Consider the following 23,265-nt stretch of genomic DNA (forward strand, 5'->3'; position numbering starts at 1 on the left):
CGTTCTATGCGGGCTGGGCCGCCTTCGCCTCCACCAGCGGCTGGCCCAGGCTGCGCAGCACGTCGCGCACCATCTGGGCACGGTCCTTGGGGTTGTCCAGGGCACGCTCGATGCGCAGCTTCTCGTTGCCGGCCAGCTTGATGTGCTTGTTCTTCTGGATGAGGTGGATGATGGCCATCGGGTCCACGGGCGGCTGGGGCTTGAAGGTGATGTTGATGACGCCGGGCGCCGCATCCACCTTGACCACGCCGTAGGGCTGGGACAGCACGCGCAGGCGGTGCACGTCGATCAGCGTCTGCGCCTGGGGCGGCAGCTTGCCGAAGCGGTCCACGATTTCTTCGAGCAGGGTGTCGATCTGGTCGCTGGTGCGTGCCGTGGCCAGTTTCTTGTAGAAGGACAGGCGCAGGTGCACGTCGCCGCAGTAGTCGTTGGGCAGCAGGGCCGGCGCGTGCAGGTTGATGTCGGTGGAGGCCGACAGCGGGCTGAGCAGATCGGGCTCCTTGCCGGCCTTGAGGCTGCGCACGGCCTCGGACAGCATCTCGTTGTAGAGCTGGAAGCCCACCTCCATCATGTTGCCGCTCTGGTTCTCGCCCAGCACCTCGCCGGCGCCGCGGATCTCCAGGTCGTGCATGGCCAGGTAGAAGCCCGAGCCCAGTTCCTCCATCTGCTGGATGGCCTCCAGCCGCTGCTGGGCCTGTTTGGTCAGGCTGTCTAGGTCGGGCACCATCAGGTAGGCATAGGCCTGGTGGTGGCTGCGGCCCACGCGGCCGCGCAGCTGGTGCAGCTGGGCCAGGCCGAACTTGTCAGCGCGGCTGATGAGGATGGTGTTGGAGCTGGGCACGTCGATGCCGGTCTCGATGATGGTCGAGCACAGCAATATGTTGTAGCGCTGGGCCACGAAGTCGCGCATCACGCGTTCGAGCTCGCGCTCGGGCATCTGGCCGTGGGCCACGGCAATGCGTGCCTCGGGCAGGATTTCCTCGAGCTTTTGCTTGCGGTTCTCGATGGTCTCGACTTCGTTGTGCAGGAAGTAGCACTGGCCGCCGCGCTTGAGCTCGCGCAGCACGGCCTCGCGGATCACGCCCGTGCCCTCGTTGCGCACAAAGGTCTTGATGGCCAGGCGCCGCTGTGGCGCGGTGGCGATGACGGACAGGTCGCGCAGGCCTTCCAGCGCCATGCCCATGGTGCGCGGGATGGGCGTGGCCGTCAGCGTGAGCACGTCCACCTCGGCGCGCATGGCCTTCATGGCTTCCTTGTGGCGCACGCCGAAGCGGTGCTCCTCGTCGATGATCAGCAGGCCCAGGTTCTTGAACTGCGTGGACTCCGACAGCAGCTTGTGCGTGCCCACGACGATGTCCACCGAGCCGTCGGCAATGCCCTTGACGGCCGCCGTGATCTCCTTGCCCGAGCGAAAGCGCGAGACTTCGGCCACCTTGATCGGCCACTTGGAGAAGCGGTCCACCAGGGTCTGGTAATGCTGCTCGGCCAGCAGCGTGGTGGGCGCGAGGAAGGCCACCTGCTTGCCGCCCGTGATGGCCACGAAGGCCGCGCGCAGCGCCACCTCGGTCTTGCCGAAGCCCACGTCGCCGCAGACCAGGCGGTCCATGGGCTGGGGGCTGATCATGTCCTGGATCACGGCGTGGATGGCAGCGCGCTGGTCCGCCGTTTCCTCGAAGCCGAAGTCGTTGGCGAACTGCTCGTAGTCCTGGGGCGAGTAGCGGAAGGCATGGCCCTGGCGTGCAGCGCGGCGCGCATAGATGTTCAGCAGCTCGGCTGCCGAGTCGCGCACCTGCTCGGCCGCCTTGCGCTTGGCCTTTTCCCACTGCGTGCCGCCGAGCTTGTGCAGCGGCGCGTCCTCGGGCGAGACGCCCGTGTAGCGGCTGATCAGCTGCAACTGGCTGACGGGCACGTAGAGCACGGCGTTGCCCGCGTACTCCAGGTGCAGGAACTCCTGCACGGCCGGCGTGCCGTCAGGGTTCTTCTGGCCCATGTCCATGTTGACCAGGCCCTGGTAGCGGCCGATGCCGTGGTCCGAATGCACCACGGGGTCGCCCACCTTGAGTTCGGACAGGTCCTTGATCAGCGCCTCCACATCGCTGACCTGCTCCTGGCGGCGGCGCCTGCGGCCCGTGGGGCTGGTGGCGAACAGCTCCGTCTCGGTGACGAAGTCCAGGCCTGCCTCCACCCAGGCAAAGCCGTTCATCAGGCCGGCCGTGGCAATGCCCACCTTCTCGCCCGCATCGCCCTGGAACTCGGCCAGCGAGTCGAAGACCGGCGGGTTCACGCCCGAGGCGCGGAAGAAGTCCAGCAGGCTTTCGCGCCGGCCATCGGACTCGGCCAGCAGCAGGATGCGGTGGGCGCTGGTGGCAATGTGCCTTTGCAGGCGCGCCAGCGGGTCTTCCGCGCCGCGCACCACGGACAGGTCCTCCAGCTTCTGGAAGATGGCGCTGTCGGCCACGTCCTCGGTGCCTGGGCGCAGCGCGAGCTGGGCGTGCTCCTTGGCGCGCGTGTAGAACTGGTCGGCGGACAGGAACAGCACCTCGGGCGGCAGGGCCGGGCGCTCGGGGTCGCCCTGCACCAGGCGGAAGCGCTCCTTGGTGTCCTGCCAAAAGCGCTGGAAGGCCGGCTCCAGGTCGCCATGCATCACCACGGTGGCATCGGCGCCCAGGTAGTCGAACACGGTGGCCGTTTCGTCGAAGAACAGCGGCAGGTAGTACTCGATGCCGGCCGTGGCAATGCCCTGGCCCATGTCCTTGTAGATGCGGCTGCGCGTGGGATCGCCCTCCAGCAGCTCGCGCCAGCGCTGGCGGAACTTGGCGCGTGCATCCTCGTCCATGGGGAACTCGCGGCCGGGCAGCAGGCGCACCTCGGGCACGGGGTAGAGGCTGCGCTGGGTGTCGGGATCGAAGGTGCGGATGGAGTCGATCTCGTCGTCGAACAGATCCACGCGGTAAGGCTGCAGCGAGCCCATTGGAAACAGGTCGATCAGGCCGCCGCGCACCGCGTACTCGCCGTGGCTGACCACCTGGGAGACATGCTGGTAGCCGGCCAGCGTCAGCTGGGCCTTGAGCTTGGCCTCGTCCAACTTCTGGCCGCTCTTGAACTCGAAGGTGTAGCCGGCCAGGAAGGAGGGCGGCGCCAGCCGGTACAGCGCCGTGGTGGCGGGCACCAGCACCACGTCGGCACCATGCTCCTTGTCGCGCTGGTTGATGCGCCACAGCGTGGCCAGGCGCTCGCTGATCAGGTCCTGGTGGGGAGAGAAGCTGTCGTAGGGCAGGGTCTCCCAGTCGGGGAACAGCGCGCAGCGCAGGCCCGGGGCGAAGAAGGCCATCTCGTCGATCAGCCGCTGGGCATCCGAGGCGTCGGCCGTGACGATGGCCGTCACCCGGCCAGCAGCCTTCTCGCGCTCGCCCAGGCGGGCCAGCAGCAGGGCGTCGGCGCTGCCCACGGGGCGGGGCAGGGTGAAGCGTTTTCCGGGAGTGAGCTTGGGCAGTTCCATGGTGCTTGGACGTGGGCGCCGCAGCGCCTGGGCGAAGTAACGACAAAACCCCTCGGCACGCGCAGAGGGGTATCGAACCATTTTAGCCAGCACGCATGGCGGCCATTCAGGCATCCCCGCATGTCCATGGTGGCGCATGGCCGTCACTACAATGCGCCTCCATGACAGATCTGCTTGCGGCGGCTGCGCCCGCGTCCCTGGAGCCGGCCCGCCTGTGGGCCTTGATCCCCTGTGCGGGCACGGGCTCGCGCGCCATCGCACCCGATGCGCCTGCGCCTGAACTGCCCAAGCAATACCACCTGGTGGCCGGTGCGCCCATGGTGGCGCACACGCTGGCCGCCTTTGCGGGCACAGCGCGCGTGCACCACACCCTGGTAGTGATCGCGCCTGGCGATGATTTCTGGCGCCAGGGCCTACCGGGTCCGTCGCCCACGCGCTACTCCACGGCGGCCTGCGGCGGCGCCACGCGGGCCGAATCCGTGACCAATGGCCTGAAGGAGCTGCTGGCGCGCGGTGCGAGCGCGCATGACTGGGTGCTGGTGCACGACGCCGCGCGCTGCCTGGTGACGCCCGAACTGATCGATGCCCTGATCGACGCCTGCGAGCACGATGCCGTGGGCGGCCTGCTGGCGCACAAGCTGCCTGACACGCTCAAGACGGCCGTGACCGGGCCTGGCGGGGTGCGCGTGGCGGGCACGGTGGACCGCAGCGACAAATGGCTGGCGCAGACGCCGCAGATGTTTCGCATCGCGCCGCTGCTCGATGCCCTGGAGCACGCGGGATCGGCCGTGACCGACGAGGCCAGCGCCATGGAGGCCGTGGGCCAGCGCCCGCGCCTGGTGCCCGGCGGCGCGCAGAACTTCAAGGTCACCTATCCCGACGACTTTGCGCTGGCTGCCGCCGTGCTGTCGCAGCGCGCGCATGGCGCGACGCTGGAACGCTACCGGGGCAAGCGCGACCAGCCGCAGGCGTCGGGCAATCCGTTTTTCTGAACCTGGAATGTTTCACATGAATTTTCGTATTGGCGAGGGCTGGGACGTGCATGCCCTGGTGCCCGGGCGCAAGCTGATCCTGGGCGGCATCGAGGTGCCGCATGAGCTGGGGCTGCTGGGCCATTCCGATGCCGACGTGCTGCTGCACGCCATCACCGATGCGCTGCTGGGCGGTGCGGCGCTGGGCGACATCGGCCGGCATTTCCCCGACACCGACCCAGAATTCCGTGGCGCCGATTCGCTGGTGCTGCTGGTGGAGGCGGCGCGCCGCGTGCGCGCCACGGGCCTGGAGATTGGCAACATCGACAGCACCATCATTGCCCAGGCCCCCAAGCTGGCGCCGCACATTCCTGCCATGCGCGAGCGCATCGCCACGGCGCTGGGCCTGGCGCTGGACCAGGTCAACGTCAAGGCCAAGACGGCCGAGAAGCTCGGGCCCGTGGGCCAGCAACAGGCCATGGAGGCGCGCGCCGCCGCCTTGCTGTTCCGCGCCTGACCAGCGGGGTGCCATCCCCATGCAAAAGGCCCCGGCGATCGGTCAATGATCGCCGGGGCCTTTGTATCTGCCGAACGTATCTGACGAACGCGCGCTGCGGGCTCAGTCCTCTCCGTCCAGGGCGCCGTCCTGCGCACGCGGAGGCAGCTGGCGCTTGATCTGAGGGCGCTGCAGACGCTGCTCGGGCTCGGCACCCTTGGCCACGCCCGAGGCACGCTGCAACTGCACATGGGCAACCAGCCCGCCCGTGGAGGAGTTGGACAGCGCAAACACGCCGCCCATGCGCTGCACCGTCTTGTCCACGATGGACAGGCCCAGGCCCGCGCCCGCTGCGGCCGTGCGCGCAGAGTCGCCACGGAAGAAGGGCTGGGTCAGGCTGGCCAGCTGCTCGGGCGGCACGCCACGGCCATGGTCGCGGATGCGAATCACGACCCAGCTTTCGCGCTCAGATGCCGTCACGTCCACATGCGTGGTTTCGGTCTCGGGCGTCTTGCCGTAGCGGCGTGCGTTCTCGAACAGGTTGGAGATCACGCGCGCCAGTTCCACCTCGTCGGCCAGCACATAGACGCCTTCGGGCACGGCCATGCTGATCTGCAGCTCGCGGTGGTCCTGCACCGCATAGACGCAGGAAGACACCACGGCATGCAGGTTGACCGGGTTGAGGGTCACATGGTCGGGGCGGGCGTAGTCCAGGAATTTGTCGATGGTGGCGTCAAGCTGCACGATGTCGGCCACCATGTGCTCGCGCGCCACGTCGTCCACCACGCTCATCTCGGTCTCCAGCCGCAGGCGGGCCAGTGGCGTGCGCAGGTCGTGGGAGATGCCAGCCAGCATCACCGCGCGGTCCTGCTCCAGCTGGGCCAGTTTCTGCGCCATGCGGTTGAAGCCGATATTGACCTCGCGGATCTCGCTGGTGACGGCTTCCTCGTCGAGCTGGCTCGCGTCAAAGTCGCCATCTCGCACGCGGTTGGCCGCATAGCTCAACTGCTTGAGCGGCCGGTTGATCAGGCGCGCGATGGCTGCCGCCCCCGCCAGGGACAGCAGGCCGGCCGTGATCAGCCAGATCAGCCAGGTGCGCCCGCTGGCCGGCGTGAAGCGCGAGCGGTCCATCAGCAGCCATGTGCGGTCGCCATTGATGGTGAAGCCCACCCACAGCCCCGGTTCGCCATTGACGCTGCGCGCCACGATGGTGCCGTAGCCCAGGCGGCGCGTGAGCTCCTCGGTCAGGCGCTTGCCCAGCGTGCTCTGGTCCAGCAGCTCGAAGCTGTCACCAGGCTCGCGCGGCAGAATGCGCACGCCTTCCTGATCGGCCATGGTCTTGATCAGAGAGACGCGGTTGATGGCATCCGAATGCACCAGAGCCGCGCGGCTGAGGTTGACCAGCGAGGCGATCTGCTGGGCGGTGTGCAGCGTGCGTGGCTCGAACTCGAAGGCGCGCAGCGTCTGCAGCCACGCCAGGATGCTGCCCACCAGCAGCAGGGCCAGCAGGCAGAAGGTGCGCCAGAAAAGATTGAGTCCCAGCGGAGAGCGCGCAGTCATGCGCCGCTCGTAGTCGAGCGGCGCAGGGCTGGTGGCGTCGTGGGGCGGGACGGTGAAGGAACTCATGGAATGCGGTTCGTCATTCTAGGGGCCGGCTGCGAGATTACGCCTGTGCCGGCCAGCCTGCGTTACCGGTTGTCTCGGTCGACAGGGTGAGGTTTTGGCGCTGCGCATTGTCAACGGCACATAAAACGTTACGGCCCCAACCCAGGGACGCCGAGCAAGAGCCGCCTCGCGGCGAGGGCGTCGTCCCCCTCCCGCGGAGCGAGAGAGGGGGAAGGCGCGCAGCGCCTCAGGGGGTGATGCATTTCAGTTCGCGCCATCGGGTACGAACACGTAGCCCACACCCCAGACCGTCTGGATATAGCGCGGTGCGGCAGCATCTTCCTCGATCAGCTTGCGCAGGCGCGAGACCTGCACGTCCAGGCTGCGGTCGAAGGGCTCGAACTCGCGGCCGCGCGCCAGCAGGGCCAGCTTCTCGCGCGACAGCGGCTGGCGCGGGTGGCGCACCAGGGCCTTGAGCATGGCGAATTCGCCCGTGGTCAGCGGCAGTTCCTCGCCGTTCTTTTGCAGCACGCGCGTGCCCAGGTCGAAGGTGAAGGGGCCGAAGCTCACCACCTCGTTGTCGCCGGAAGGCGCGCCCGGCGCTTCCTGCGGCGGGCGGCGGCGCAGCACGGCATGGATGCGGGCCAGCAGTTCGCGCGGGTTGAAGGGCTTGCCCAGGTAGTCGTCGGCGCCCACTTCCAGGCCCACGATGCGGTCCACATCCTCGCCCTTGGCGGTCAGCATGATGATGGGCGTGCGGTCATTGGCCGAGCGCAGGCGGCGGCAGATGGACAGGCCATCCTCGCCGGGCATCATCAGGTCAAGCACGATCAGGTCCACTGTTTCGCGCAGCAGGATGCGGTTCAGCGCCTTGCCATCTTCGGCAATCATGATCTCGAAGCCTTCCTGCGTCAGGTAGCGGCGCAGCAGGTCGCGGATGCGCGCATCGTCATCCACCACCAGGATCTTGTCGGTGCGGTTGGTCGTAGTGGCCATGTTCATCCTCGGTCGGTCATTTGTAACAGCCGCCATTGTTACCAGCTTGGGCTGAAAAGTCTGGTCAAAACCCCGAACTTTTGCCGTGTGTTACAGATGTTGCGTTTAAATTTAGAACGGAAAATGTGTCTTTAGAATATTTAACTATGGGTTCACCGCGTTGATGCATTTATCGTTGCAATAATGTTGTGAATGACGGGGCGAATAGGCCTGAACGGCTCCACACCTGTCACCATCTGGCGGCATGCCGTAGCGAAAGGGCGGCATGCAGTTGTATCCCTGAACTACCTTTCATTTCAAAGGGTGAACGCATGAGCAAGCTTTCCAAACAGCTGTCCCGCCCCTGGGTCAAGTCCGTGGTCGCGGCCACTGCGCTGGCCTGTGCCAGCGGTGCCTGGGCGCAGAACGCCGCCTCGGCGCAGGCACAGCCGGCCAATGTGGTGCAGTTGTCTGCAGAAGGCTCGGTGGATGTGGTGCAGGACCTGCTGACCGCCACCTTGTCGGCCACGCGCGAAGGGCGCGATGCGGCCACGGTCCAGTCCCAGCTGCAGAAAGTGGTCGAGGCCGCCATGGCAGTGACCAAGCGCAGCGCCCAGTCGGGCCAGATGGATGTGAGCACCGGCAGCTTCGGCATCTATCCGCGCTATGGCAAGGACAACAAGGTGGAAGGCTGGCAGGGCCGCGCCGAGATTCTTCTGCAGGGCCGCGACTTCGCGCGCATCACGCAGACGGCGGCCCAGGTGCAGGACATGACGCTGTCGCAAGTGGGCTTCGGCCTGTCGCGCGAGGCCCGTGAAAAGGTCGAGGGCGAGGCCCAGGCCAAGGCCATCGAACAGTTCAAGCAGCGTGCCACCACGCTGTCCAAGAGCTTCGGCTTTGCCAACTACAGCCTGCGCGAGGTCAACGTGAGCAGCAGCGATACCTCGGTGCCCATGCCGCGTCCGCGCATGATGGCCATGTCCGCCAAGGCCGCTGGCGCGGAAATGGATGCCGTGTCCGTGGAAGCGGGCAAGGCGCAGGTGATGGTCCACGTGTCGGGTTCGGTGCAGATGTACTGACCGGGTGACCCATCCATGAAAAAAGGAGCGCCGTGGCGCTCCTTTTTTGGCAGTGGTCCTGTCTGGCCGCGATTACTGCGCAGCCCAGCCGCCATCCATGTTCCAGGCCACGCCGCGCACGTTGGCGGCAGCGGGCGAGCAGAAGAACACGGCCAGCTCGCCAAGCTCCTCGGGCGTGGTGAACTGCATCGAGGGTTCCTTTTCGCCCAGCAGCAGCTTCTTGGCTTCTTCATTGCTGATGCCGTGCTGCTCGGCCTTGGCGTCCACCTGCTTTTGCACCAGCGGCGTCAGCACCCAGCCGGGGCATATGGCATTGCAGGTGATGCCGGAGGTGGCGTTCTCCAGGGCCGTGACCTTGGTCAGCCCGACAATGCCGTGCTTGGCCGCAACATAGGCGGACTTCTGCGCCGAGCCCACGAGGCCGTGCACCGAAGCCACGTTGATGATGCGGCCCCAGCCCTTGCCGCCATCGGCCGCCTGCATCATGGGCAGGACCAGGCGCGAGGTGTGGAAGGCGCTGGACAGGTTGATGGCGATGATGGAATCCCAGCGCTCGGGCGGGAAGTCTTCCACGCGTGCCACGTGCTGGATGCCGGCATTGTTCACGAGGATGTCGATCTGGCCGAAGTTGCGCACGCTGTACTGGACCATGTCCTCGATGTCTGCCACGCGGCTCATGTCGGCACCGTGGTAGGCGACCTGGGCGCCGGCGGCCTGGCCTGCGGCCAGCACTTCGGCACGGGGGCCGTCCACATCGCCGAAACCATTGAGCACGATATTGGCGCCCTGGCGGGCCAGCGCCTTCGCGATCCCGAGGCCGATTCCGCTGGTCGAACCGGTCACGAGGGCGGTCTTGCCTTTCAACATAGAGAGTCTCCGAATGAATGTACGATGCAACACAGCCATTATCGGCGCCGGCTCCGCGAATGCGTTTCCATGAATCATCCTACGCTGAACTACGTATCCTGCCCGGCAGTTGCCGGGCGTGCCTCACCCTGGAGCCGTACTGCCAGCCCGGCTGCTCAAGAGAATGCGTCGCACCGCATGGCCTATTGGGAATGGAATCGCACCGGCGATCCGCACCATCCCCATGTCGTGGTCTGCGTGCACGGCCTGTCGCGCCAGGGGCGTGACTTCGACGTGCTGGCCGAGCGGCTCAGCGAACGCGCCCGCGTGATCTGCCCCGACGTGGTCGGGCGTGGCGAAAGCGACTGGCTGCAGGATCCGGCCGCCTACCAGGTGCCTCTTTACGCAGCCGACATGCTGGCCTTGCTGGCCCAGGTGCATGCGCAGGCGCCTGTCGAACAATTGGATTGGGTGGGCACCAGCATGGGCGGGCTGATCGGCATGGCGCTTGCAGGCCAGCCGGGGCTGCCGCTGCCGGCGCCCATCCGCAGGCTGGTGCTCAACGATGTGGGGCCTGTCATCGAGTGGTCTGCCCTGGAGCGCATAGGTCAGTACCTGGGCAAGGGCGTGCATTTTGAAAATCTTGAACAGGCAGCCCATGCGCTGCTCTTGATTTCCGAAGGCTTCGGCCCACATAGCGAAGGGCAATGGTCGCGATTGACGCGACCTATGATGCGCCCGGCCGCCGATGGCGGCTTGGTATTGCATTACGACCCGCAGATTGCAGTGCCCATGCAGCAGATGACGCCCGAGATGGCCCAGGCCGGCGAAGCGCTGCTGTGGCAGCTGTATGACCAGATCAAGGCACGCGTCTTGCTAGTTCGTGGTGCGCAGTCCGATCTGCTGACTGCGGCCACGGCGCAGGCCATGGCGCAGCGCGGCCCGAAGGCGCATTGCGTGGAATTTGAAGGGGTGGGGCATGCGCCCACCTTCGTCGCAGCAGGGCAGGTGGCCTTGCTGTGCCGGTTCTTATGGGGAGAAGAGCGCTTGCCAAGCACCATGAATCTTGCCGAGCAGGCCAGGGAGAGTGACGAATGAAGACCGCCAGCAGCGAGGCCGCCGTGCAGGCGCCTTCGCCCGCCGCAGCCGCGCCGGGCCAGGTGCCGGCGGTTCTGCCGCACCTGATCACGGCCACGTCGCAGACCCTGCCCGAACAGGTCAACGCGCTGGCCCGCGCGCGCACCTTTGCCGAGCCGCTGATCGCCACCGAGACCATGGAGTCCGGCGAGAACACGATGGCCCATGCCGATGCGGTGGCCGCCATCCTCAAGACCATCGGTGGCTCCGAAACGATGCAGGCGGCGATCTATCTGGTGCATGCCAGCGTGCACCTGAATCGTCCGCAGGAAGTGATCGCCAAGGCCTTTGGCGAGAATTTCGCCACCCTGGCCGTGGAAACCAACAAGCTCATGCGCGTGCAGCAGCAGGCGCGCGGCGCCGAGCTGGGCGGCCAGTATCTGGACGATGAGGCCACGCAGACCGAGAACGTGCGCAAGATGCTGCTGGGCTTCTCGCGCGATCTGCGTGTCGTGCTGCTGCGGCTGGCCTCGCGCCTGCAGACGCTGCGTTACTACGCCGCCAGCAAGCGCCCGGTCTCTCCCGGTATTGCGCGCGAGGCGCTGACGGTGTTCGCGCCGCTGGCCAACCGGCTGGGCATCTGGCAGATCAAGTGGGAACTGGAAGATCTGTCCCTGCGCTTCCTGGAGCCCGAGACCTACCGTGAAGTGGCTCGTCTGCTCGATGAAAAGCGCGTGGAGCGCGAGGCCTACATGGAGCAGATGCGGGCGCGGCTGGAGGCCGATCTGCGTGCGCACAGCATCAGCGCCACGGTGCAGGGCCGGCCCAAGCACATCTACAGCATCGTCAAGAAGATGCGCGGCAAGTCGCTGAACTTCGACCAGGTCTTCGACATCCGCGCCATGCGTGTCGTCGTGCCCACGATCAAGGACTGCTACGCCACCCTGTCCTGGGTGCATGAGCAGTTCACGCCCATCGAGGCGGAGTTCGACGACTACATCGCCAAGCCCAAGCCCAACGGCTACCAGTCGCTGCACACCGTAGTGCGCGACGAGACGGGCCGTGCCATCGAGATCCAGATCCGCACCCAGGCCATGCACGACCATGCCGAGCACGGCGTGGCCGCCCACTGGGCCTACAAGGAGGCGGGCACCAAGGGATACGCGGGCGTCACTGCCAGCAGCGAGTACGACGCCAAGATCGCCGTGCTGCGCCAGCTGCTGGCCTGGGGCAGCGACCTGGCGGGCGCGCACCATCGCGGCCTGTTCGAGGACCGCATCTACGTGCTCACCCCCGACGCTGCCGTCATCGAGCTGCCGCAGGGCGCAACGCCCGTGGACTTTGCCTACTCCGTGCACACCAGCCTGGGCCACCGCTGCCGTGGCGCGCGCGTGGACGGCGCCATGGTGCCCCTGAACACGCCGCTGCAAAACGGCCAGACCGTGGAAATCACCACGGTCAAGGAAGGCCGCCCCTCGCGCGACTGGCTCAATGCCGACCTGGGCTATCTGACCAGCAACCGTGCCAAGGCCAAGGTGCGCGCCTGGTTCAATGCCCAGGCCACGCACGAGACCGTCGCGCGCGGCCGGGAGGCCGTCGAAAAGCTGCTGCAGCGCGAGGGCAAGACCGCCGTCAAGCTGGAGGAGCTGGCGGTGCAGTTGGGCTTCAAGTCGGCAGATGCGCTGTTCGAGGTCGTCGGCAAGGACGAGTACTCGCTGCGCAATATCGAGACCGTGCTTCGGCCCGCTGAGGTGGAGGAAGAACCCGAGGAATTCACCCTCGTGCGCAAGGCGCGCGGCACGGACTCGCCCAAGGGCGGCGTGCTGGTGGTTGGCGTGGACTCGCTGATGACCCAGCTGGCAAAGTGCTGCAAGCCTGCGCCGCCGGACGACATCCGGGGCTTTGTCACGCGCGGCAAGGGCGTGAGCGTGCACCGCTCCGACTGCTCCAACTTCCGCGAGATGGCGGCGCGCAATTCCGAGCGCGTGATCGATGTGGCCTGGGGCCAGCCCAAGGCGGCCACCGTGGCCTCAGCCGTCTACCCGGTCGATGTGTCCGTGGAGGCGGCGGACCGGCAGGGCCTGCTGCGCGATATCTCGGAAGTCTTTGCGCGCGAAAAGACCAATGTCATTGGCGTGCAGACCCAGTCCGTCAAGGGAACGGCCTGGATGACCTTCACCGTGGAGGTGGCCGATTCGGGCCGCCTGAGCAAGGTGCTGGGCATCGTGGCCGCCGTGGCGGGCGTGCGTTCGGCGCGGCGGCGTTGAGCATGTTCAGGCATTTTTGCCTGGAGGCTGAAAAAGCCGTGCTAGAATCGCTTTCTCGAACAAACACAGGCGCGTAGCTCAGCTGGTTAGAGCACCACCTTGACATGGTGGGGGTCGTTGGTTCGAGTCCAATCGCGCCTACCAATTTTCCATTGCCAGATGGAATGCAAAAAGCCTTCTGATCACTCAGAAGGCTTTTTTGTTTGTGCGTTCTCCCTGTGGTCTTGCCTTGGCCTGTCTTGTGATCGAACATGCATCACTTTGGGAGACATGGATGATCAAGACAGTTTCGCCCGAGTCGGCCGCGTCGGCCAGCGTATTGATCAACCAGCGCATTGCCGAGCTGGGCGACTGGCGCGGCGAGGTGCTGGCGCATGTGCGCCGGCTCATCGTGCAAGCGCTTCCGGACGTGGCGGAAGAGTGGAAATGGTCGGTGCCGGTCTGGTCGTGCAGCGGCATTCTGTGCACGGGCGAGGCCTACCAATCGGCCGTGAAGCTCACCTTTCCCAAAGGCGCATCGCTGGCCGACCCGCAGCACCTGTTCAATGCCAGCCTTGAAGGCAAGGTGCGCCGTGCCATCGATATCCGCGAGGGCGAGGAGATCGATGCGCAAGCGTTCAAGGACTTGGTGCGCGAGGCAGCCGCCCTCAACGAGGCGGCTGCCAGGAAGAGGTCGCCGAAAGGATGAAGGTCCGCGCTCAGGTGCCGATGCCGGCCTGTGCCTGCAGGTAGTCGTTTTGCAGCAGGTACATGCGGATGGCGTTGCGGTACTGGCCGTTGGCGAAGAACTCGTCGATCAGCACGCCTTCCTGCACGAAGCCTATGCGCGCGTAGATGTGGATGGCCTTCTCGTTCTCCTGGTCCACATGGAGAAAGATCTTGTGCAGGTTGAGCGTCTTGAAGCCATAGTCCAGCGCCAGCCGCGTTGCCTGGGCTGCGATGCCCTGGCCTTGCTGCTCGGGGGCGATGATGATCTGGAATTCGGCGCGCCGGTGGATCAGGTCGATCTCCACCAGCTCGACGAGACCGGCGCGATCGCCCTGGTGCTCGACGATGAAGCGGCGCTCGGTCTGGTCGTGCACGTGGGCGTCATAGAGCGCGGAAAGCTCGTCGAAGGTCTCGTAAGGCTCCTCGAACCAGTAGCGCATGATGGCGGCATTGTTGTTGAGCAGATGCACGGAGCGCAGATCTTCGCGCTCCAGGGGTCTCAGGCGGATGCTGTGATTCATGCGCTCATTGTGCGAGAGCCGCGGTATCCGGCTGCAGGCCACGGATTACCAGCCGGTAGATCAGATCGGCCGCCGTGTCGTAGTCGTCGGCGGTCAGTTCCGGCCGGCCCAACAGCAGCGCGAACTGGGCCTGCTGATCGGCATAGGCCTGGGTCACGGACCAGAGGATGAACATCAGGTGGGTGAAATCCACGCGGGCAATCTTGCCCTGCGCCACCCAGCGCTCGAAGGCCTGCACGTCCGCCGCCAGCGCCGGGCCCACCTGGCTCGCTATGGCCTGCCCGAAGCGGGGCGCACCGGCCATCACCTCGCGCGTGAAGACACGGGAGCCATGGGGCCGTTCGCGCGAGGACTGCAGCTTGGCCCGGATGTAGATGCGCAGGGCCTCCGCAGGGTCGTCGCCGCGCAGCAGGTCGGACATGCCAGCCAGCCACTGCGTCAGCACGTCGCCCAGCACGCGCAGGTACAGCTCCTCCTTGCTGGCGAAGTAGTACAGCAGGTTGTGGCGGCTCAGGCCGGCGTCGTGCGCGATCAGTTCCAGCGATGCGCCTTCGAAGCCGTATTGCGCAAAGTGAAGCTCGGCCGTCTGCAGGATGTTCAGTTCCTTGCGCAGGCGTGCAGCCGTGGGTTTGCGCGTGGCCGATCGTGCCAGGGAAGGGGGCGCATTGTCAGAAAGGGTTGCCATTGCGCAGATGGTAAGTCGGGATAAGTGGCGCCATTTTGGTGCGATTGTCTGGCATCTTTCTTGCTGACGACTTTCTGGGTGATTTTACTGATTGGTAAATTTTTTCACCCGCGTAAATTCCGTTCCACCCCCAGTGCGCCCGACAAGAGGCGTCACTTACACATGCGAGGACCACGATGAAACCTCCGAAGACTGTGTTGTTGGATCCGGGGCCGTTCAGGAGTCCTTCCTGCGGCCCGCCTTGCGTTGTCCGAGATGGCCCGGCGTGCACCTGCATGCCGCGGCCCCTTTCACGCCCTCAATCCTGACTCTGGAGGATGCACCATGGATAGCCCCGCGCAACGCGCCTGCGGCATTGCCGCCGGCCGCCTGAACCTGGCCGATTACGCGGCCAATTTCTCCGACGCCCATCCCGCGCTGAACCGTTCCCAGGCCTTGATCGAGGCCGAGCGCTGCTACTACTGCTATGACGCGCCGTGCACCACGGCCTGCCCCACCAGCATCGATGTGCCGGCCTTCATCGCCCGCATCGCCCAGGACAACGTCCGTGGCGCGGCGCGCGAAATCCTGACGGCCAATCCGCTGGGCGGCATGTGCTCCCGTGTCTGCCCCACGGAGCAGCTGTGCGAGCAGGCCTGCGTGCGCAACACCCAGGAAGACAAGCCGGTCGAAATTGGTGCGTTGCAGCGTTATGCGACCGATGCCTTCATGGCCTCCGATGGTGCACCGCTGTTCCAGCGTGCCGCCGCCACGGGTCGCAAGGTGGCCGTGGTCGGGGCAGGGCCTGCCGGCCTGACCTGCGCCCATCAGCTGGCGCTGCAGGGCCACGAGGTGGTGCTGTTCGACGCCCGGCCCAAGCTGGGCGGGCTCAATGAATACGGCCTGGCCAGCTACAAGACTCCGGGCGATTTTGCGCAGAAGGAAATCGACTGGCTGCTGTCCGTGGGCGGGATCACGCCGCGCAACAACCAGCGGCTGGGGCGAGATTTCACGCTGGATTCGCTGCTGGCGGCGCACGACGCCGTATTCCTCGGCCTGGGCCTGGCGGGCGTCAATGCGCTGGGCGCGGCCGAGCCGCAGGCCGAAGGCTTGCGCAATGCGGTGGACTTCATTGCCGACATCCGCCAGGCGGCCGACAAATCCACGGTGCCGGTGGGCCGGCGCGTGGTGGTGATCGGCGGCGGCATGACGGCGGTGGATGCATCCGTGCAGGCCCGGCTGCTGGGCGCCGACGAGGTCACCATGTTCTACCGCCGGGGCAAGGATGCGCTGTCCGCCTCCTGGGTGGAGCAGGAATGGGCGCAGACCCATGGCGTCAACCTGCGGCTGTGGGCCGCGCCCCAGGAGATCCTGGTGCAGGACGGCAAGGTCTGCGGCGTGCGCATGGCCAGCACCCGCGTGGAGGGCGACAGGCTGCAGGTGACGCAGGAGGTGTTCGACGTGCCGGCCGACATGGTGCTCAAGGCCATTGGCCAGACCTATGTCGGCACGCCGGCGGGCGCGGCCATTGCCTTGCGTGACGGCCGCATCGACACCGACGACGAAGGCCGCACCAGCGTGCCGCGCGTGTGGGCCGGCGGCGACTGCCGCGCCGGTGGCCAGGACCTGACCGTGCAGGCGGTGGAGCACGGCAAGGTGGCCGCGCGAGCCATGCACCAGGCGCTGACCAGCGCCGTGGCGGCCGGGGTTTGAGCGGCTGTGCCCGCGCTTTTCAAGGAGCATTGACATGGCAGACATCAGCAGCCGCTTTCTGGGCATTTCCAGCCCCAATCCGTTCTGGCTGGCCTCGGCACCGCCCACGGACAAAGAGATCAACGTCACCCGCGCATTCGAGGCCGGCTGGGGCGGCGTGGTGTGGAAGACGCTGGGCGAGGACCCGCATGTGGTCAACGTGAACGGGCCGCGCTACTCCACCCTCATGGCGCAGGACCGGCGCGTGATGGGCCTGAACAACATCGAGCTGATCACCGACCGGCCGCTGCGCACCAACCTGGAGGAGATGACCCGCGTGAAGAAGGCCTGGCCTGACCGCGCGCTGATCGCCTCGCTGATGGTGCCCTGCGTGGAGGAAAGCTGGAAGCGCATCCTGCCCATGGTGGAGGACACCGGCGCCGACGGGCTGGAACTGAACTTCGGCTGCCCGCACGGCATGAGCGAGCGCGGCATGGGGGCGGCCGTGGGCCAGGTGCCCGAGTACATCGAGATGGTCACGCAGTGGTGCAAGCAGTACAGCCGGCTGCCCGTGATCGTGAAGCTGACGCCCAACATCACCGACGTGCGCTTTCCGGCGCGGGCGGCCAAGGCCGGCGGCGCGGATGCGGTGTCCCTGATCAACACCATCAACTCGCTGATGGGAGTGAATCTGGACACCCTGGTCATGCACCCCAGCACCGATGGCCAGGGCTCGCACGGCGGCTACTGCGGCCCGGCCGTGAAACCCATCGCCCAGAACATGGTGGCCGAGATCGCGCGCGACCCGCAGACGGCGGGCCTGCCCATCTCGGGGATAGGCGGCATCACCACCTGGAAGGACGCGGCCGAATACATTGCGCTGGGATGCGGCAATGTCCAGGTGTGCACGGCGGCCATGGTCTACGGCTTTCGCATCGTGCAGGACATGTGCGACGGGCTGTCCAACTACATGGACGCGCACGGCTTTGCGCGCATCGAGGACTTCCAGGGCCGGGCCGTGCCCACGGTCAGGGACTGGAAGGACCTCAACCTCAACCACATCGACAAGGCCGTCATCAACCAGGACAGCTGCATCCAGTGCGGGCGCTGCCACGTGGCCTGCGAGGACACCTCCCACCAGGCCATCACCTTCAGCAAGGAGGGCGGTGTGCGCCGGTTCGAGGTGGATGACACCGAATGCGTGGGCTGCAACCTGTGCGTGTCCATCTGCCCCGTGCCCGAGTGCATCACCATGCGCAGCCTGCAGCCGGGCGAGGTGGACCCCCGCACCGGCCAGACGGTCACCGGGGAGTATGCGAACTGGACCACGCATCCGAACAACCCCATGCGCCAGGCCGTGACGGCGCAGGGCTAGAGGGGGCATTGCGGCAGGTCGGCGCACGGCCCGCATCCGGGCCGACCTGGCACGAAATGCGCTTGATGGAAAAGGTCAGACCCTGGATCAGCAATGGATTGGTGATTTCTCTCTTCGAGAAGGAGCTTCGCAATGTCGCATGCCCCGCATTCCGGTGAGTCCACAGGCAGCCTGTGGAACCACGACCTCGCACCCACGCTGCCCAGGCAGCGAACCTGGACCTGGTACCACTTCGCCGCCCTGTGGATAGGCATGGTGATGTGCATTCCGGCATACACCTTGGCCGCCAGCATGATCACGAACGGAATGTCGTGGTCGCAGGCGGTGATGACGGTGTTCCTGGGCAATCTCATCGTGCTGATTCCCATGCTGCTCATCGGCCATGCCGGGGCCAGGTACGGCATTCCCTTTGCCGTGCTGGCCCGTGCCTCGTTCGGCACCCACGGGGCCAAGCTGCCCGCCCTGCTGCGGGCCCTGGTGGCCTGTGGCTGGTACGGCATCCAGACCTGGTTCGGCGGCATGATGATCTACACCCTGCTGGGCGTGCTGCTGGGCCATCCGCTGGAAGGCGAGAAGATCGCGGGCCTGGGCATCAATGTGGGGCAACTGGTGTGCTTTCTGGTGTTCTGGGCGATCCAGTTCTACTTCGTGGTGCACGGCATAGAGTCCATCCGCAAGCTTGAGACCTGGACTGCGCCGCTCAAGATCCTGATCTGCTTCGTGCTGCTGGGCTGGGTCTACCAGAAGGCCGGCGGCTTCGGCCCCATCATGGAGCAGCCTTCGCAGTACGCGCCGGGCGGTCCCAAGGCGGGCCAGTTCATGTCGGTGTTCTGGCCGTCGCTGACGGCCATGGTGGGCTTTTGGGCCACGCTGGCCTTGAACATTCCGGACTTCACGCGCTTTGCCAAGTCGCAGAAGGACCAGGTCGTGGGCCAGGCCATCGGCCTGCCCGTGCCCATGGGGCTGCTGGCCATGCTGGCGGTGGTGGTGACATCGGGCACCGTGGTGATCTACGGCAAGGCCCTGTGGGACCCCGTCGATGTTGCCAGCCGCATGACGGGCGCTGCCGTTCTGATCGCGCTCATCGTGCTGCTGATCGACACCGTGAGCGTGAACCTGGCGGCCAACCTGGTCGGGCCGGCCTATGACTTCTCCGCCCTGGCGCCCAAGAAGATCAGCTACCGCGTGGGCGGCTACATGACGGTGGCCATTGCCATCGTGATGATGCCCTGGAAGATCCTGGAATCGACCGAGGGCTACATCTTCACCTGGCTGATCGGCTACTCGGCCCTGCTGGGGCCGATCGCGGGCATTCTGATGGTGGACTACTTCCTGGTGCGCAAAAAGCAGCTGGTGGTGGAAGACCTCTACAGGGAAGAGGGCGTCTACCGCTACTCCAACGGCTGGAACTGGGTGGCCGTGGCGGCCTTCGCCCTGGGCGTGGCGCCCAACCTGCCCGGCTTCCTGCACGCGGCGTTCCCCGCTGCATTCCCGAACGTGGGTGATTTCTTCAAGCATGCCTATGACTACGCATGGTTCATCGGCCTGTTCATTGCCGGCGTGGTCTACCGCATCGGCATGGCAGGCCAGGTGACCAAGGGCGCTCCCGCGCTGAGCAAGGCATAGGCCGGACCAACCAACAGGAGGCATGACGCTATGGGTCAATCACAGGGTTCGGTATGGGTGCGTGGCGGCACGGTGGTGAATGCAGACCGGCAGGAGAAGGCCGATGTGCTGTGTGTGGATGGGGCGATCGCGGCCGTGGGGCCGGATGTGGCTGCCCTGGTGCCGGCCGGGGCGCAGGTGATCGATGCCTCGGGGCAGTTCGTCATGCCCGGCGGCATCGATCCGCACACCCACATGCAACTGCCCTTCATGGGCACGGTCACGGCCGATGACTTCTACACCGGCACGGCGGCGGCGCTGGCCGGTGGCACCACCAGCATCATCGATTTCGTCATTCCCGATCCACAGGAGCCGCTGCTGGACGCCTACCGCAAATGGCGCGGCTGGGCCGAGAAGGCTGCGGCTGACTACTCCTTCCACGTGGCCGTCACCTGGTGGAGCGACAGCGTCCATGCCGACATGGGCACGCTGGTGCGTGAGGAGGGCATCAACAGCTTCAAGCACTTCATGGCCTACAAGAACGCCATCATGTGCGACGACGAAACGCTGGTGAACAGCTTCAAGCGCGCGCTGGAGCTGGGCGCCATGCCCACGGTGCATGCCGAAAACGGCGAGCTGGTCTACCTTCTTCAGCAGGAAGTGGCCAAGATGGGCATCACCGGGCCCGAGGGCCATCCGCTGGCCCGCCCGCCCATGGTGGAGGCCGAGGCGGCCAACCGCGCCATCGCCATCGCCGGCGTGCTGGGCGTGCCCATCTACGTGGTGCATGTCAGCTGCACCGAGGCGGCGCAGGCCATTGCCGCGGCCCGTGCGCGTGGCCAGCGCGTGTATGGCGAAGTGCTGGCCGGCCATCTGGTGATCGACGAAAGCGTGTACCGCGACCCCGACTTCGCCAAGGCCGCCGCCCATGTGATGAGCCCGCCCTTCCGGGCCAAGGGCCACCAGGAGGCCTTGTGGCAGGGCCTGCAGTCGGGCCAGCTGCACACCACGGCCACCGACCATTGCACCTTCTGCGCCGCGCAGAAAGCCATGGGCCGGGACAACTTCGCCAAGATCCCCAACGGCACCGGCGGCGTGGAAGAGCGCCTTGCCGTGATCTGGGATGCGGGCGTGAACACCGGCCGGCTGACGCCCAGCGAATTCGTGGCCATCACCTCGGCCAACACCGCCCGGCTGTTCAACATCTATCCGCGCAAGGGCCTGGTCGGCGTGGGGGCCGACGCCGATCTGGTCGTCTGGGACCCTGCCGCCACCCACACCCTGTCGGTCAAGACCCAGCACTCCAAGGGCGACTACAACATCTTCGAGGGCCGCACCGTGCAAGGCATGCCCAGCCACACCATCAGCCAGGGCGTGGTGGCCTATGCGCGGGGCGATCTGCGTGCCGAGATGGGCAAGGGGCGCTATATCAAGCGCCCGGCCTTCGGCCCCAACTTCGACGCGGTGCAGCGCCGCGCCGCCACGCTGCAGCCCACGGCCGTGGCGCGCTGAAGCCCGCATGACAAGGAGACCGCAATGGATACAGATACCCAAGTGAAGCAGGACATTGCGCAGCTGCGCGTCAACGGAAGCCGGCTGTGGGATTCACTCATGGAGCTGGCGCAGATCGGCGCCACGCCCAAGGGCGGCGTCTGCCGCCTGACGCTGACCGACCTGGACCGCCAGGGCCGTGATCTGGTGACCCGCTGGGCGCGCGAGGCGGGCATGACGGTGACCATCGACAAGATCGGCAACGGCTTCATGCGCCGGCCCGGGCGCGACAACAGCCTGCCGCCCATCATGACGGGCAGCCACATCGACACCCAGCCCACGGGCGGCAAGTTCGACGGCAACTACGGCGTGCTGGCGGGGCTGGAGGTGGTGCGCACGCTCAACGACCACGGCATCGAGACCGAAGCGCCCATCGAGGTGGCCTTCTGGACGAACGAGGAAGGCTCGCGCTTCGTGCCGGTGATGATGGGCTCGGGCGTGTTCGCCAAGGCTTTCACGCTGGAGCATGCCTATGCGGCCACCGACTCCGAAGGCAAGACCGTCAAGGGCGAGCTCGAGCGCATCGGCTATGTGGGCAGCCAGGAACCGGGCGACCACCCGATCGGCGCCTACTTCGAGTCCCACATCGAACAGGGCCCGGTGCTGGAGGACAACGCCAGGACCATTGGCGTGGTCACCGGCGTGCTGGGCATCCGCTGGTACGACTGCGTGGTCACGGGCATGGAAGCCCATGCCGGCCCCACGCCCATGGCCCTGCGCAAGGATGCGCTGCAGGCCGCCGCGCAACTGATGCAGGAAGTGGTGGCCTGCGCCCACCGCCATCCGCCCCACGGGCGCGGCACCGTGGGCATGGTGCAGGTCCATCCCAACAGCCGCAACGTGATTCCTGGGCAGGTCAAATTCAGCATCGACCTGCGCAACGCCACCGATGCCGACTGCGAAGCCATGGACGCCGACATCCGCGCCGTGGCCGACCGCATCAGCCGGGAGACGGGCCTGCCCATAGCGATCAACCTGGTGTCCAGCTACCCCGCCCAACCCTTCCATGCCGACTGCGTGAATGCGGTGGCGCGCGCCGCCAAGGCCCTGGGCTACTCGCACATGCCCGTCGTCTCGGGCGCCGGGCATGATGCGGTCTACATGGCGCGGCTGGCACCGGCCGGCATGGTATTCATCCCCTGCAAGGACGGCATCAGCCACAACGAGATCGAGGACGCCACGCCGGCCGACATCACCGCAGGCTGCAATGTGCTGATGCACGCCATGCTGGAACGCGCCAGGGTGCTGTGATCGGAAAAACTGCGCAACTTGCCCGGAAGCCCTGTTTTGCACTGCTATACTTGCGGCTTCAACAAACGACAGGCGCGTAGCTCAGCTGGTTAGAGCACCACCTTGACATGGTGGGGGTCGTTGGTTCGAGTCCAATCGCGCCTACCAAACAAAGCAGTCTCACCAGGGGCTGCAGAAAATCCCGCTTCAAGCGGGATTTTTTTTGCCCGGACGGCGGCAAGGCAGCCATTCGCTCTGTCGCATGCGTTGATCACCATCAGGGTTACTGCTGCGCCAGGTGCTGTGTGCGCTGCCTAGAATCTGTTGCAGTGCAATAGATCAATTGCCCGTACAAGCACGTACAAGAGGAGAAGCATTGCAATGCAAGAGACGACAACAGCCGCCGCCCCCAGCGCCCAGCGCGTGATCAAGAAATACCCCAACCGCCGTCTCTACGACACCAACACGTCCTCCTACATCACGCTGACGGAAGTCAAGCAGCTGGTGATGAGCAACGAGCCCGTGGTGGTCAAGGACGCCAAGAGCGGGGAAGACCTCACGCGCAGCATCCTGCTGCAGATCATTCTGGAAGAAGAGGCCGGCGGCGCGCCCATGTTCTCCGAGACCGTGCTGGCCAACATCATCCGTTTCTACGGCCATGCCATGCAGGGCTACATGGGCTCCTATCTGGAAAAGAACGTGCAGATGTTCACCGACTTCCAGAACAAGCTGGCCGAGCAGGCGCAGGGCACCTCGCCCGAGGCCTGGAGCCAGTTCATGCGCATGCAGCCGCCCGCCATGCAGAACATGATGAGCAGCTACATGGAGCAGTCGCAGAACATGTTCACCCAGATGCAGGACCAGATGCAAAAGCAGACCGAGCAGATGCTGGGTGCCCTGGGCATCAAGCGCGGCAGCTGAGCTTTCAGGGATAAGTTCGGGGTCGATGTGCCAAGTTCACGCAGAACTGGACAATATCGCCCCTGATGAATCCCACGAGCGACGCAACAACCATGACAACCCCTGCCGGCGCGGCCGCTCCGCGCGTGGGCTTCGTGTCTCTTGGGGGCCCGTAGGATGCTGCATCCATACCCTTCAAAGGCC

The 23,265-nt window shown here is 66.0% G+C and carries 18 protein-coding genes and 2 tRNA genes; 14 read left to right on the forward strand and 6 right to left on the reverse strand.

The window, feature by feature from the left end; genetic code table 11:
- Positions 1–4 precede the first annotated feature (4 nt).
- On the reverse strand, positions 5–3,499 hold the full coding sequence (gene mfd, locus ACUTR7_RS09100; protein WP_445608656.1) for a transcription-repair coupling factor: 3,495 nt from the start codon (positions 3,497–3,499) through the stop codon (positions 5–7).
- Positions 3,500–3,660: 161 nt separating this feature from the next.
- Here mfd and ispD point away from each other — a divergent pair, with 161 nt between their 5' ends.
- Both ispD and ispF read left to right on the forward strand, forming a co-directional pair.
- Positions 3,661–4,491, forward strand: coding sequence for a 2-C-methyl-D-erythritol 4-phosphate cytidylyltransferase (ispD, locus tag ACUTR7_RS09105; protein ID WP_043819361.1), 831 nt, complete (start codon positions 3,661–3,663; stop codon positions 4,489–4,491).
- 16 nt (positions 4,492–4,507) lie between these two features.
- Positions 4,508–4,987, forward strand: coding sequence for a 2-C-methyl-D-erythritol 2,4-cyclodiphosphate synthase (gene ispF / locus ACUTR7_RS09110; RefSeq protein ID WP_013803157.1), 480 nt, complete (start codon positions 4,508–4,510; stop codon positions 4,985–4,987).
- 102 nt (positions 4,988–5,089) lie between these two features.
- Here ispF and ACUTR7_RS09115 read toward each other — a convergent pair whose 3' ends face one another.
- Together ACUTR7_RS09115 and ompR are read right to left on the reverse strand one after the other, a co-directional pair.
- Complete coding sequence (locus tag ACUTR7_RS09115; protein WP_012204699.1) at positions 5,090–6,592, reverse strand: ATP-binding protein; 1,503 nt, start codon at positions 6,590–6,592, stop codon at positions 5,090–5,092.
- A 243-nt stretch (positions 6,593–6,835) separates the two neighbouring features.
- Positions 6,836–7,573, reverse strand: a complete 738-nt coding sequence (gene ompR, locus ACUTR7_RS09120; protein WP_017404718.1) for an osmolarity response regulator transcription factor OmpR — start codon at positions 7,571–7,573, stop codon at positions 6,836–6,838.
- A gap of 305 nt (positions 7,574–7,878) precedes the next feature.
- Between ompR and ACUTR7_RS09125 the strand changes: the two genes are divergently transcribed.
- On the forward strand, positions 7,879–8,625 hold the full coding sequence (locus ACUTR7_RS09125; RefSeq protein ID WP_043819357.1) for an SIMPL domain-containing protein: 747 nt from the start codon (positions 7,879–7,881) through the stop codon (positions 8,623–8,625).
- A gap of 72 nt (positions 8,626–8,697) precedes the next feature.
- Here ACUTR7_RS09125 and ACUTR7_RS09130 read toward each other — a convergent pair whose 3' ends face one another.
- On the reverse strand, positions 8,698–9,492 hold the full coding sequence (locus tag ACUTR7_RS09130) for a 3-hydroxybutyrate dehydrogenase (protein ID WP_012204702.1): 795 nt from the start codon (positions 9,490–9,492) through the stop codon (positions 8,698–8,700).
- Positions 9,493–9,669: 177 nt separating this feature from the next.
- On the opposite strand from ACUTR7_RS09130, the gene ACUTR7_RS09135 reads away from it, so the two are divergent.
- The 4 genes from ACUTR7_RS09135 (at position 9,670) to ACUTR7_RS09150 (ending at position 13,503) form a co-directional block, all read left to right on the forward strand.
- Positions 9,670–10,569, forward strand: coding sequence for an alpha/beta fold hydrolase (locus tag ACUTR7_RS09135; RefSeq protein ID WP_099750526.1), 900 nt, complete (start codon positions 9,670–9,672; stop codon positions 10,567–10,569).
- On the forward strand, positions 10,566–12,815 hold the full coding sequence (locus ACUTR7_RS09140; protein ID WP_034391898.1) for a RelA/SpoT family protein: 2,250 nt from the start codon (positions 10,566–10,568) through the stop codon (positions 12,813–12,815). The genes ACUTR7_RS09135 and ACUTR7_RS09140 overlap by 4 nt, the downstream gene beginning before the upstream one ends.
- Positions 12,816–12,882: 67 nt before the next feature.
- A tRNA-Val gene (locus tag ACUTR7_RS09145) sits at positions 12,883–12,959 on the forward strand.
- A 130-nt stretch (positions 12,960–13,089) separates the two neighbouring features.
- Positions 13,090–13,503 (forward strand): DUF1801 domain-containing protein, encoded by a 414-nt coding sequence (locus ACUTR7_RS09150; protein ID WP_445608657.1) that lies wholly within the window; start codon positions 13,090–13,092, stop codon positions 13,501–13,503.
- Positions 13,504–13,513: 10 nt separating this feature from the next.
- Here ACUTR7_RS09150 and speG read toward each other — a convergent pair whose 3' ends face one another.
- Together speG and ACUTR7_RS09160 are read right to left on the reverse strand one after the other, a co-directional pair.
- Positions 13,514–14,044 carry a spermidine N1-acetyltransferase gene (gene speG, locus ACUTR7_RS09155; RefSeq protein WP_012204707.1) on the reverse strand — a complete coding sequence of 177 codons (531 nt, stop codon included), beginning with the start codon at positions 14,042–14,044 and terminating at the stop codon, positions 13,514–13,516.
- A 4-nt stretch (positions 14,045–14,048) separates the two neighbouring features.
- Entirely contained in the window at positions 14,049–14,729 is a 681-nt protein-coding gene (locus tag ACUTR7_RS09160) for a TetR/AcrR family transcriptional regulator (protein WP_013803152.1), read from the reverse strand.
- 324 nt (positions 14,730–15,053) lie between these two features.
- Between ACUTR7_RS09160 and ACUTR7_RS09165 the strand changes: the two genes are divergently transcribed.
- From ACUTR7_RS09165 to phaR, 7 genes are all read left to right on the forward strand, one after another.
- Positions 15,054–16,421 carry an NAD(P)-dependent oxidoreductase gene (locus ACUTR7_RS09165; RefSeq protein ID WP_445608658.1) on the forward strand — a complete coding sequence of 456 codons (1,368 nt, stop codon included), beginning with the start codon at positions 15,054–15,056 and terminating at the stop codon, positions 16,419–16,421.
- Between the two features lie 34 nt (positions 16,422–16,455).
- Positions 16,456–17,775 (forward strand): NAD-dependent dihydropyrimidine dehydrogenase subunit PreA, encoded by a 1,320-nt coding sequence (preA, locus tag ACUTR7_RS09170; protein WP_445608659.1) that lies wholly within the window; start codon positions 16,456–16,458, stop codon positions 17,773–17,775.
- Positions 17,776–17,907: 132 nt separating this feature from the next.
- Positions 17,908–19,401 carry an NCS1 family nucleobase:cation symporter-1 gene (locus ACUTR7_RS09175; protein ID WP_034391912.1) on the forward strand — a complete coding sequence of 498 codons (1,494 nt, stop codon included), beginning with the start codon at positions 17,908–17,910 and terminating at the stop codon, positions 19,399–19,401.
- A gap of 30 nt (positions 19,402–19,431) precedes the next feature.
- The gene (gene hydA / locus ACUTR7_RS09180) at positions 19,432–20,892 is read left to right on the forward strand and encodes a dihydropyrimidinase (RefSeq protein ID WP_197943000.1); all 1,461 of its coding nucleotides are present in this window, start codon (positions 19,432–19,434) and stop codon (positions 20,890–20,892) included.
- A 24-nt stretch (positions 20,893–20,916) separates the two neighbouring features.
- Complete coding sequence (locus ACUTR7_RS09185; protein WP_445608660.1) at positions 20,917–22,182, forward strand: Zn-dependent hydrolase; 1,266 nt, start codon at positions 20,917–20,919, stop codon at positions 22,180–22,182.
- Between the two features lie 70 nt (positions 22,183–22,252).
- Positions 22,253–22,329 (forward strand) — tRNA-Val (locus ACUTR7_RS09190).
- A gap of 213 nt (positions 22,330–22,542) precedes the next feature.
- Positions 22,543–23,082, forward strand: coding sequence for a polyhydroxyalkanoate synthesis repressor PhaR (gene phaR / locus ACUTR7_RS09195; RefSeq protein ID WP_013803147.1), 540 nt, complete (start codon positions 22,543–22,545; stop codon positions 23,080–23,082).
- Positions 23,083–23,265: the final 183 nt, after the last annotated feature.

Source organism: Delftia sp. NA_296.1 (assembly GCF_052692095.1).